The sequence below is a fragment of the Castellaniella hirudinis genome (genome assembly GCF_047468865.1).
GTDB lineage: Bacteria > Pseudomonadota > Gammaproteobacteria > Burkholderiales > Burkholderiaceae_B > Castellaniella > Castellaniella hirudinis_A.
On the sequence record NZ_JBLGTV010000003.1, the window covers coordinates 1 to 11,304 of the forward strand.

Genomic DNA, 11,304 nt, shown 5'->3' on the forward strand with positions numbered 1-11,304 from the left:
TAGCTACGTGCGGAAGAGATAAGCGCTGAAGGCATCTAAGCGCGAAACTCGTCTGAAGATTAGGTATCCCGGGGGCTTGACCCCCCTGAAGGGTCGTTGTAGACCACAACGTTGATAGGCTGGGTGTGGAAGCGCAGTAATGCGTGCAGCTAACCAGTACTAATTGCCCGTGCGGCTTGATCCTATAACCTTGCAGGTTGTCCCCTGGCTCACGCCAGGCGCCAACCCAGGCAAAGAGAATAGTGATTCGTGTGTAAGCCCAATTCAATTCCTTGCGTCAACCCACGCAAGCAGCGGGCGGCGCCCAAAGCGCCGCCGCGCAAAACAATCGTACAATCAACCCGTGCAGCGCAGCGTAAAACCTGCTAAACTGCGCAGCTTGCTAAACAAGCCACGCGGCAAAGCCCGCGCCTTGTTAACAAGATGCGCACAAAATGCACATCGTGCTTCTTCCAAATTCGTGAACCAGTCATAAGACTCGTTTACAACCAGTTATGCTTGACGACCATAGCAAGGTGGCCCCACTCCTTCCCTTCCCGAACAGGACAGTGAAACGCCTTCGCGCCGATGATAGTGGGTGGACACCTGTGAAAGTAGGTCATCGTCAGGCTTTTATACCGCAAAACCCCCGCAGCTTATCCGCTGCGGGGGTTTTGTCTTTTGTGCGCCGGCAACGCACCGATGCTGCATCATTCGGGCTAATCCGATCACGTGGTTTACGTGGATCACATAGCCCAGTTCCGGCAAACGCGCATCGCGCACTTGCCGGAACTGGGCCACTTGGAACCGCCTGCTCAGAAAACAGCTTTCCGACTTGGAACCGCCTGCTTAGAACAGCTTTCCGAACTGGTCGATGATCAGGTAAATGGAAAACCCGCCGTAGAACAGCACCGCCCACAGGACGGCGATCAGGCGGACGCCATTCAGGCCGATGGTGCGGGGCAGCATGCAGCGGTTCAGCTGGATCAGCAGCACCGAATACACGAACATCACCAGGCCGTTCAGGGCGGAGGCGATGACCAGCAGCAGCAGGGGCTGGCTGACGCCGGAGAGCAGGATGATGGAGCCAAAGGCCACCATCAGCCAGACCACCAGGAAGTACAGGCGGCTTTCCGTCCAGGTCTTGCTGCTGCGCAGCCAGTTGGTCTTGGCGATGTCGGCCACGATGCGGCCGATCATGTCCAGCACGGTGAGGTTGGTGGACAAGAGCACCACCACGCCGGTCAGCCAGAAAGCCGGGCCGGCCCAGCTGCCGACCCGCTCGTTGAGCGTTTCACCCAGCAGATGGACGAAGTCGAAATTCTGTGCGGTGCTGCCCACCCCCACATAAGTGAAGGCCAGCATCATGAACAGCAGGATGGCCAGCAGCCCCAGCACGAAGAACGTGATGAACTGTTCGCGGTCGGCGACGCGCCACCAGCCGCGCCAGCGGCGCATATTGGCCTCGTCTTGGGGGAAAAAGTGGCCGATGGCGGCGTCGGTGGTTTCTTCTCCGGTGATGGGCGAAACGATTTTCGGCAGCAGGGCGCCCATGCCCATCCCCTTGTCGCGCACCCAGTTGGACTGGGCCAGGTTCATCACCCCGCCGGCCCCGGCGAAGGCGATGGCCCCCAGCAGCAGGGCGATCGGCAGTTCGCCGATGGCATCCGGGATTTTCGGGACTTCGGTGGTGAAGCCGGCGACCAGGGCGGACCAGGATTCGCCGGTCAGCAGCCCGAAGATGATGTACAGCATAAAGAGCACGATCAGGGCCACCAGGAAGAACTGGATTTTTTCCACCGTCTTGTAGACGACGGGAGACACGGTGAGGATGATGCCGATCAGCACCAGCGAGGCAATGGTGATGGGGATGACCGCGCTTTCGGACAGGCCGAAGGCGTAGGTCAGGGCGGTGGAACTGCCGGTTGCCCAGCCTGGCCACATCCAGGGGATGACGGCCATGATGATAAAGAGCCAGCTCCAGGGTTTCCAAAGCCGGGTGAAGCCCGTGACGGCGGTTTCCCCCGTGGCCAGGGTATAGCGCGTGATTTCCATGTTCAGGAAATACTGCGTGAGGATGCCGATGGTGGCCAGCCAGACCAGGGCCAGGCCGGTTTGGGTGGAGATATAGGGCCACAGGACGAATTCCCCAGAGCCAATGGAGCCGGCCAGCAGCAGGACGCTGGGGCCGATGACTTTCTTCAGGGACAGGGGCTCGGGGAGATCTCGGTAGGTGGCGGCAGGCAGATTGGTGCTGCGGATTTCCGGGGCTGGCTGCGAAGGGGATGCGGGACTGACAGCGGGGTCGACCATGTGCAATGCCTCTTGATGTAGACGTTTGCATACGAGGCCGTGCAAGCCGCCACGGCCATCACCGAAGGCTTGCGATATTCAGCAAGTCGTCAGTCATCCTAGAAGCTGCCTGTCCTTTGGTCAAGGCGCTGGCGTCAACTTAAGGGAAAACCCTTGGTGCGGAGCCCGGCTCAACCGCACGGCACGCCAGAGTCGCGCAGCAGCTGCATGGTTTCGTGGGCGGGCAGCCCCATGACCCCGGAATGACTGCCGGACAAATGCGTGATAAAAGCCGCCGCGCGGCCTTGGATCGCGTAGCTGCCTGCCTTGCCGAAGGGCTCGCCCGAGGCGCAATAGCGGTCGATGTCTTCGGTGGAGAGCGCCTGGAAGCTGACCTGGCTGATCTGGCGGGTTTGGCGCAGCGCGCCGTTGACGGCCAGGACGACAGCCGTGTGCACCTGGTGGGTACGCCCGGACAGGCGCTGCAGCATGGCGCGGGCATGGGCGCGATCCCGGGGCTTGCCCAGGATGTCGCCATCCAGGATGACCGTGGTATCGGCGCACAGGATGGGAGCCTCGCGCCAGTGGGCGGGCCAGTCGGGCGGGGTCTCTGGGGGCGTCCCGCCGGCGACCAGCCATTGCAGGGCGTGCAAGGCCTTGTCGCGGGCGGTGCGCCGCACGTAGTCTTCAGCGGCCTCGCCGGGCAGCTGCGGTTCGTCCGGGCCCGCGGGGGCGGGCACGCGCAACACCCCATGGGCCAGCCCCAGCTGATCCAGGATTTCGTGCCGCCGCGGGCTGGCCGACGCCAGCAGGATGAAACCGGACGGCATCAGGCGACGCGCAGGATTTTCAGGCCGTTCGTGCCGCCGCTGTTGCTGTAGAAATCCCCCTTGGTCAGGATGATCCAGTCGCCGGATTGCAGCAGGCCCTGCTGGCGCAGGATGTCGATGGCGGCCTCGCTGACTTCGGCGGGGGGCAGGGTGGCGGCGTCGAAGGGCACGGTGTACACCCCCCGGAACATGGCGGCCCGGCGCTGCGTGGCTTCGTGGCGGGTATAGCAGTAGATGGGCACCCCGGAGCGGATGCGCGACATGATCAGCGGTGTGTGCCCGCTTTCGGTCAGGCTGATGATGGCCTTGATCCCCGGGAAATGATTGGCGGCGTACATGCTGGCCAGGGCGATGGTCTCGTCGCAGCGGGTGAAGGTCTCGCCCAGGCGATGGTGGGACTTGACGCTGGTGGGTTCTTGTTCCGCGCCCAGGCAGATGCGGGCCATGGCCTGCACGGCTTCGACGGGGTATTGCCCCGAGGCCGATTCGGCCGACAGCATCACGGCATCGGTGTAGTCCAGCACCGCATTGGCCACGTCCGAGACCTCGGCGCGGGTGGGGATGGGGCTGGCGATCATGGATTCCATCATCTGGGTCGCCGTGATCACCACTTTGTTCAGGGTGCGGGCGTGCTGAATGATGCGTTTTTGGATGCCGACCAGGCGAGCATCGCCGATTTCCACGCCTAGGTCGCCGCGGGCCACCATGACGCCGTCGCTGGCCCGGATCAGGTCGTCCATGGCGGCGTCGTCGGCCACGGCCTCGGCGCGCTCGATCTTGGCGATGATCCAGGCGTGGCTGCCGGCCTCGCGCACCAGGCGGCGGGCTTGTTCCATGTCGGTTCCGCTGCGGGGGAAGGACACGGCGACGTAGTCCAGGTCGAGTTCGGCGATCAGGCGGATGTCCTGGCGATCTTTGTCGGTCAGGCTGGGGGCCGAAATGCCGCCGCCCCGGCGGTTGATCCCCTTGTTGTTGGATAGGGGGCCGCCCACGGTCACGGTCGTGTGGACGGCGAACTCATCCACCGAGTCGACTTTGAGAATGACCCGGCCGTCATCCAGCAGCAGTTCGTCGCCGGGGGTGCAGTCTTGCACCAGCGGCGGGTATTCGATGCCGACGATTTGCCGGGTGCCGGCATCCACGGGGTGCTGGATGGACAGGGTGAACGGATCGCCCACCTGCAGTTCGATCTGGCCGTCGGCGAAGCGGGCAATGCGGATTTTCGGGCCTTGCAGGTCGCCCATGATGGCGACGTGGCGGCCAAGCCGGTCGGCGATTTCCCGCACCAGGCGGACACGCGCGCGGTGGTCGTCGGCTGACCCGTGCGAAAAATTCAGCCGGGCTACGTCCAGCCCCGCGTCGATCAGGGCTTCGATGCGTTCTGGGCTGGACGTGGCCGGCCCAAGGGTTGCCACAATTTTTGTGCGACGGCGTGGGGCATGCATGCGTAAACTCCGTGAAAGTCCGGCGCAAGGCGCCAGAATGGGTGAGAGAACCCACCAGCATACTCTATCCAGGGCGTCGGGCAAGCAGGCGCCGCCAACCGGGCGCGGGGCCGCGCTTATTCCCGGTGATAGGGATGGCCGGCCAGAATGCTCCAGGCGCGGTACAACTGTTCTGCTAGCAGAACCCGGACCAGGGGGTGCGGCAGGGTCAGGGATGACAGGCGCAGGGTCTGGCGCGCCGTGCTTTTCAGTGCGGGATCCAGGCCGTCCGGCCCGCCCACGATGAGTGCGATGTCCTGGCCCGCTGCGCGCCAGGCCTCCAGGTGCCGGGCCAGATCGCGGGTGCCGAGGTCTTGGCCGTGTTCATCCAGGATGACCCGCCAGGCGGTGGCGGGCAGGGCGGCCTCGATACGCTGGGCTTCGGCCTGCATCAGCTGTGTCGGGGTCTTGCCGCTGGTGCGGGGCTCGGGGCGGATTTCGTGCAGCTCGACCAGACAGTCGCGCGGCATGCGTTTGCTGTAATCCTGCCAGGCGTCCTGCACCCAGGCGGGCATGCGGTGGCCCACGGCGTAAATGCGAAGTTTCATGCGTCTTGATCCGGGTGGCGGCCGCGACGGGGCGGCCCATGGCGCCGATGCGCGGCGTCAGGCATCCAGGTCGTCGTCCGCGCTGTCCAGGGGGGCGTCGTCATCCCAGCCGGCCCGGGCCGGGCCGGTGGGCAGCAGCTTGACGCGCACAGGGTGCGCCCCCCAGATTTCTTCCAGGTTGTAGTAGCTGCGGATGGCCGGTTGCATGCAGTGCACGACGATGTCCCCCAGGTCGATCAGCACCCATTCGCCGGTATCCTCGCCTTCGAAGGCGATCACCTGCAGGCCGTTTTTCCTGGCCTGATCCGCCACGTGGCCGGCGATGGCGCGGGTTTGGCGGTTGGAGGTGCCGCTGGCGATGATGACGCGGTCGAATAGGCCGGTCAGGGCGGTGGTGTTGAAGACCTTGATGTCCTGGGCCTTGGTGTCCTCCAGGGCATCAATGACGAGGCGTTGCTGCTTTTGTAGATTCATGGCGTGCGGGGGGTTGGGTTGGCGGGCGCTTGGTACAGCCCGTGGGTGCGGATGTAGTCGAGCACGGCGGGGTCGAGCGCCGGGATCTGGGTCTGGCCCTGCCGCAGGGCCTGCCGGATGGCGGTGGCGGCGATGTCCTGGGGAGGGAAGGGCAGGCGAACCAGGCCATCGGCGGGCAGGACGGCCTGCAGGGCCGGGGGGATGCGGAGCGCCGAACCCGGGCGTTGGGCAACGGCCAGGCGCGCATGCTGGATGATGTCCCGCCAGCGGTGCCAGCTGCAGAAATTGAGCAGCTGATCGGCCCCCATGATCCAGGTGTAGCGGGCGGTGTCCGGCAAGGCCAGGAGCGTGTCGATGGTGTAGGTGACGCCTGCCCGGTGCAGTTCGGCGGGGTTGACGGCCAATTGGGGGTGGTGCCGACAGGCCAGCAGCAGCATGGCCAGGCGGTGCTGGGCGGTGGCGCCCAGGGCGGGTTTCTGCCAGGGCTGCCCGGCGGGCAGCAACTGAACCTGATCCAGGGACAGGGCCTGGATGGCCGCCAAGGCCAGCGCGATGTGGGCCTTGTGAACCGGATCGAAACTGCCCCCCAGCAGACCCACCCGTGGCGCTACAGCCATGCGCGCGGGGTCAGGTAGGCCGCCAGCGCGGATTCGGGCGAACCCGGCTCGGGGGCCCAGCTGTAGCGCCATTGGGCCATGGGGGGCATGGACAGCAGGATGGATTCGGTTCGACCGCCGGATTGCAGGCCGAACAGCGTGCCGCGGTCGTAGACCAGGTTGAACTCGACGTAGCGCCCCCGGCGGTAGGCCTGGAAGGCGCGTTCGCGTTCGCCGTATGGGGTATCTTGCCGGGCCTGGACGATGGGCACATAGGCGGGCAGGAAGCAGTTGCCCACGGATTGGGTCAGGGCGAAGCTGGTGGCGAAGTCGGGCGTGTTCAGGTCGTCGAAGAACAGGCCCCCCACGCCACGGGTTTCCTGGCGGTGCTTGAGGGTGAAATAATCATCGCACCAGGCTTTGAATCGGGGGTATTTGTCGTCGCCGTAGGGGCTGACCGCGTCATGACAGACCTGGTGAAAATGGCGCACGTCGGCTTCGACGGGATAGTAGGGGGTGAGATCCAGCCCGCCGCCGAACCAGAAGACATCCTGGTCTGGATTCGGGCCGTGGGCCACGAACATGCGGACGTTCATGTGGGTGGTGGGGACGTGCGGGTTGCGCGGATGCAGCACCATGGACACCCCCATGGCCTCCCAGCTGCGCCCGGCCAGGTCGGGCCGGTGGGCGCTGGCCGAGGGGGGCAGGGTCTTGCCCCGGACGTGGCTGAACAGCACCCCCGCGCGTTCGAATATACGGCCGTTTTCGCAGTAGCGCGTCAGGCCGCCGCCGCCTTCGGGGCGCGCCCAGGGGTCGCTGCCGAAGGCGCTGCCTTCCAGGGTTTCCAGCGCGGCCACAATCGTGGCCTGCAGCCCGGAGAAGTAATCGTGAACCTGTCCAACGGGAACGTGCATGGGGGCTCCGCCTAGTCGTGTTTTGGGGGGGTGGCCAAGGCGCGCCAGCCGATATCGCGGCGATACTGGCGGCCCTCGAAGAGGGTTTGGTTGACCGCGTCGTAGGCGGCCTGCTGGGCTCGGCGCAGGGAATCGGCCAGGGCGGTGACGCACAGCACCCGCCCGCCGCAGGTCAGCAGCTGGCCGTCCTGGCGCGTGGTGCCCGCATGGAAGGTCACGCAGGTGTCGGTGTCCGGGGCCAGGCGGGTGATGGGCGCGCCCTTTTGGGGGGCTTCCGGGTAGCCCGCCGCGGCCAGAACCACCCCGACGGCGGTGCGGCGATCCCAGTCGATGTCGGTTTGATCCAGCGTGCCGTCGACGGCGTGGTCGAAGACCTCGGCGAGGTCGTTCTTGACGCGCAGCATGATGGGCTGGGTTTCGGGGTCGCCCATGCGGCAATTGAATTCCAGAACCTTCAGGGCCCGCGCGGCGTCGGCGCCGTCGCCGATCATCAGGCCGGCATATAGAAACCCCGTATAGGGAATGCCGTCCTTGGCCATGCCCTGGATGGCGGGCTGGATGACTTCGCGCATGATGCGGTTGTGCAGGGCCGGCGTGACGATGGGCGCGGGCGAATACGCCCCCATGCCCCCGGTGTTGGGGCCGAGATCGGCGTCCAGCAGGCGTTTGTGGTCTTGGCTGGTGGCCAGGGGCAGGATGTGCTGGCCGTCGCACATGACGATGAAGCTGGCTTCTTCGCCGGACAGGAATTCTTCGATGACCACCTGGGCGCCGGCCGCGCCGAATGCGCCGTCCGCGCCCAGCATGTGGTCGATGGCGTCCAGGGCTTCGTCCAGGGTCTGGGCCACGACGACGCCCTTGCCCGCCGCCAGGCCGTCGGCCTTGATCACGATGGGCGCGCCTTGGGCCTGGATGTAGGCCTTGGCCTGGGCCGCGTCGGTGAAGGTCTGGTAGGCCGCCGTGGGGATGCCGTGGCGCAGCATGAAGGCTTTGGCGTAGTCTTTGGAGCTTTCGAGCCGGGCCGCCGCCTGGGTGGGGCCGAAGATGCGCAGGCCGGCCGCGCGGAAGGCGTCCACGATGCCGGCGGCTAGGGGGGCTTCCGGCCCCACCACGGTGTAGGCGATTTTTTCCTGGCGGGCGAAGTCGATCAGGGCCTGGGTGTCCTGCAGGGGCAGGTTTTCCAACAGGGGGGGCTGGGCGGTGCCGCCGTTGCCCGGCGCGACGTAGATTTTTTGCACCCGGGGCGATTGGGCCAGCCGCCAGGCCAGGGCGTGTTCGCGGCCCCCCGAGCCGATCACCAGGATTTTCATTCGGCGTCGTCCAACACGGCGGTGGTATAGACTTCCTGGACGTCGTCCAGGCCTTCGAGGAGGTCGATGATTTTTTGCATGCGCTGGGCGTCTTCGCCCTGCAACTGGACTTCCGACAGGGCCTTCATGACGACGCCCTGGACTTCGGCGGCGAGACCCGCCTGGTCGAAGGCCAGTTTCAGGGCGGCGTATTGGCCGGGTTCGCAAGTGACTTCGATCACGCCTTCGTCGTCGGTCTGGACGTCGTCGGCGCCGTTGTCCAGGGCGATTTCCATGACGTGGTTTTCGGCCGTGCCGGGGGCGAAGATGAATTGCCCGCAGTGCTGGAACATGAAGGCCACGCAGCCGTCTTGGCCCAGGTTGCCGCCGTGCTTGCTCAGGGTATGGCGAACCTCGGAGACCGTGCGCTGGCGGTTGTCGGTCATGCAGTCGATGATCAGGGCCGCGCCGCCGATGCCATAGCCTTCGTAGCGGATTTCTTCGTAGTTGGCGTCATCCGCCCCGCCCGCGCCGCGCTGGATGGCCCGCAGGATGTTGTCTTTGGGCATATTGGCCGCCGTGGCCTTGTCCCAGGCCAGGCGCAGGGCCGGGTTGGCATCGGGGTCGGGCCCGCCCGCGCGGGCGGCGACGGTGATTTCACGAATGATTTTTGTCCAGAGCTTGCCGCGCTTGGCGTCTTGGCGCCCTTTGCGGTGCTGGATGTTCGCCCATTTACTGTGTCCGGCCATAATGTGTCAACTAGGATAAAACATGGAATCCGTCATTTTACCCGCTACCGGCGCGGTCGTCTGGCGGGGCGGGTTTTCATGCTAGTCTGATCGCATATGGCAGCCCATGACGGGCCGGAGGAATTTGCCGTGGAAAAAACCCGAATCGTTCAGGTTCGCCAGCATGGCGGGCCGGAAGTCATGCAGATCACAGAAGCCGAGCTTCCGGCGCCGGCGCCCCACGAGGTCCAGATCCGCCAGAAAGCCATCGGGCTGAATTTCATCGATATTTATTGCCGCACCGGCCTGTACCCCAATCCCCTGCCGCATGGCCTGGGGTTCGAGGCCGCCGGGGTGGTGGCGGCCGTCGGGGCCGAGGTGCGGCACTTGCAGGCGGGCGACCGGGTAGCCTATGGCCAGGGCCCCATCGGCGCCTATGCGGACGTCCGCAACATTCCCGCCGACCGGGTGGTGGCCATTCCCGACTCGGTCGATTTCGAGCAGGCGGCCGCCCTGATGCTGAAAGGCCTGACGGTTCAGTATCTGTTTCGCCAGACCTACCGCCTGAAAGGCACGGAAACCATTCTGTTCCACGCCGCCGCGGGCGGGGTGGGGCTGATCGCCTGCCAATGGGCGCGCGCCTTGGGGGTGCGCCTGATCGGCACGGCGTCTTCGCCCGAAAAAGCCGCCCTGGCGCGCCAGCATGGCGCCTGGGAGGTCATCGACTACACCCGCGAGGACGTCGCCGCCCGGGTGCTGGAACTCACCGAGGGCCAGAAGGTGCCCGTGGTCTACGACGGGGTGGGGCGCGATACCTGGGAAACCTCGCTCGACTGTCTGCAGCCGCGCGGCCTCATGGTCAGTTTCGGCAATGCCTCCGGCCCGGTCGAAGGCGTCAACCTGGGCCAGCTGGCCGCCAAGGGTTCCTTGTACGTCACCCGGCCGATACTGGGCGCTTATGTGGCCACGGCCCAGGCCATGCAGGCCGCGGCCACGGATCTTTTCGACTTGGTCACGGCGGGCAAAATCCACATCGTGATCGGCCAGCGCTTCGCCCTGGAAGACGCGGCGCTGGCGCACGAGGCCCTGAAGTCCCGCCGGACCACCGGGGCCACGGTGCTGACGCTGGACTGATCAGCCCTGCTGGTGGTAGCGCTGCACGCGCTCGACTTCTTCCCGGGAACCCAGCACCACCCCGACGCGCTGGTGGATGGCGTCGGGCTGGATGTCCAGGATGCGCGTGTCGCCGTCCACGGCGCGGCCGCCGGCCTGTTCCACCAGGAAGCTCATGGGATTGGCCTCGTACATCAGGCGCAGCTTGCCCTTGCGCCCGGACGCCCGGGCGTCGCGGGGGTACATGAAGACCCCGCCGCGAGTCAGGATGCGGTGCACATCGGCCACCATCGAGGCAATCCAGCGCATGTTGTAGTTTTTGCCCAACGGGCCGGTTTCGCCGGCCAGGCATTCGTCGATATAGCGCTGGACGGGCGCTTCCCAGTGGCGCTGGTTGGACATGTTGATGGCAAATTCGGTGGCTTGTTCCGGGACGCGGATGTTTTCGTGGGTCAGCAGCCATGAGCCCATTTCCCGATCCAGGGTAAAGCCCATCACCCCGTTGCCGACGGTCAGCACCAGCATGGTCTGGGGGCCGTAGATGGCGTAGCCCGCCGCCACTTGCCGGCTGCCGGGCTGAAGAAAATCGGCTTCGGTGATCTCGCGTCCGGCGGCGGACGGCGGCGCCTGCAGGACGGAAAAAATCGTGCCGATCGACACATTGACGTCAATGTTCGAGGACCCGTCCAGCGGGTCGAACAGCAGCAGGTTCTGGCCTTTTGGATAGTGGTTGGGAATCCGGTGGATGGTTTGCATTTCCTCGGAGGCCATCGCCGCCAGATTGCCGCCCCATTCATTGGCTTCCAACAGGATTTCGTTGGACAGCACATCCAGTTTTTTCTGGATTTCACCCTGGACGTTTTCGGTGCCCTGGCTGCCCAGCACGCCGCCCAGGGCGCCTTTGCTGACCGCATGGCTGATGGCCTTGCAGGCCCGGGAGACAGTTTCGATCAGGAGCCGAACCTCGGGCGAGACCGCCTGGTGCAGCCGCTGCTGTTCGACCAGATACTGGGTCAAGGTTTTGAATTTCAAGGTATGCCTCGTAAGTAATGAAAAA

The 11,304-nt window shown here is 65.4% G+C and carries 11 protein-coding genes and 2 rRNA genes; 3 read left to right on the plus strand and 10 right to left on the minus strand.

Annotation, left to right across the window (positions count from 1 at the left end):
• A 23S ribosomal RNA gene (locus ACMHYJ_RS05480) occupies nt 1–184 on the plus strand; the annotation flags it as partial.
• A gap of 313 nt (nt 185–497) precedes the next feature.
• Nucleotides 498–610: ribosomal RNA gene (gene rrf / locus ACMHYJ_RS05485) — 5S ribosomal RNA — on the plus strand.
• A gap of 218 nt (nt 611–828) precedes the next feature.
• Here the strand turns inward: rrf and ACMHYJ_RS05490 are convergent.
• The 9 genes from ACMHYJ_RS05490 to ACMHYJ_RS05530 form a co-directional block, all read right to left on the minus strand.
• Nucleotides 829–2,292 (minus strand): Nramp family divalent metal transporter, encoded by a 1,464-nt coding sequence (locus ACMHYJ_RS05490; RefSeq protein ID WP_414245207.1) that lies wholly within the window; start codon nt 2,290–2,292, stop codon nt 829–831.
• 170 nt (nt 2,293–2,462) lie between these two features.
• On the minus strand, nt 2,463–3,101 hold the full coding sequence (locus ACMHYJ_RS05495; RefSeq protein ID WP_414245208.1) for a Maf family protein: 639 nt from the start codon (nt 3,099–3,101) through the stop codon (nt 2,463–2,465).
• Nucleotides 3,101–4,546 carry a pyruvate kinase gene (pyk, locus tag ACMHYJ_RS05500; protein ID WP_414245209.1) on the minus strand — a complete coding sequence of 482 codons (1,446 nt, stop codon included), beginning with the start codon at nt 4,544–4,546 and terminating at the stop codon, nt 3,101–3,103. The genes ACMHYJ_RS05495 and pyk overlap by 1 nt, the downstream gene beginning before the upstream one ends.
• A gap of 116 nt (nt 4,547–4,662) precedes the next feature.
• The gene (rlmH, locus tag ACMHYJ_RS05505) at nt 4,663–5,133 is read right to left on the minus strand and encodes a 23S rRNA (pseudouridine(1915)-N(3))-methyltransferase RlmH (RefSeq protein WP_414245210.1); all 471 of its coding nucleotides are present in this window, start codon (nt 5,131–5,133) and stop codon (nt 4,663–4,665) included.
• Nucleotides 5,134–5,190: 57 nt separating this feature from the next.
• Nucleotides 5,191–5,607: a ribosome silencing factor gene (gene rsfS, locus ACMHYJ_RS05510; RefSeq protein WP_414245211.1), complete on the minus strand. Its 417-nt coding sequence runs from the start codon at nt 5,605–5,607 to the stop codon at nt 5,191–5,193.
• A complete protein-coding gene (gene nadD, locus ACMHYJ_RS05515; protein WP_414245212.1) occupies nt 5,604–6,224 on the minus strand; it encodes a nicotinate (nicotinamide) nucleotide adenylyltransferase in 621 nt (206 codons plus the stop codon). The genes rsfS and nadD overlap by 4 nt, the downstream gene beginning before the upstream one ends.
• Entirely contained in the window at nt 6,215–7,117 is a 903-nt protein-coding gene (gene hemF / locus ACMHYJ_RS05520; protein WP_414245213.1) for an oxygen-dependent coproporphyrinogen oxidase, read from the minus strand. The genes nadD and hemF overlap by 10 nt, the downstream gene beginning before the upstream one ends.
• 11 nt (nt 7,118–7,128) lie before the next feature.
• Complete coding sequence (gene purD, locus ACMHYJ_RS05525; RefSeq protein ID WP_414245214.1) at nt 7,129–8,427, minus strand: phosphoribosylamine--glycine ligase; 1,299 nt, start codon at nt 8,425–8,427, stop codon at nt 7,129–7,131.
• The gene (locus ACMHYJ_RS05530) at nt 8,424–9,155 is read right to left on the minus strand and encodes a YebC/PmpR family DNA-binding transcriptional regulator (protein ID WP_414245215.1); all 732 of its coding nucleotides are present in this window, start codon (nt 9,153–9,155) and stop codon (nt 8,424–8,426) included. The genes purD and ACMHYJ_RS05530 overlap by 4 nt, the downstream gene beginning before the upstream one ends.
• A 129-nt stretch (nt 9,156–9,284) precedes the next feature.
• On the opposite strand from ACMHYJ_RS05530, the gene ACMHYJ_RS05535 reads away from it, so the two are divergent.
• Nucleotides 9,285–10,268: a quinone oxidoreductase family protein gene (locus ACMHYJ_RS05535; protein WP_414245216.1), complete on the plus strand. Its 984-nt coding sequence runs from the start codon at nt 9,285–9,287 to the stop codon at nt 10,266–10,268.
• On the opposite strand, the gene ACMHYJ_RS05540 is transcribed toward ACMHYJ_RS05535, so the two are convergent.
• Entirely contained in the window at nt 10,269–11,279 is a 1,011-nt protein-coding gene (locus ACMHYJ_RS05540; protein WP_414245217.1) for a class 1 fructose-bisphosphatase, read from the minus strand.
• Nucleotides 11,280–11,304 lie beyond the last annotated feature (25 nt).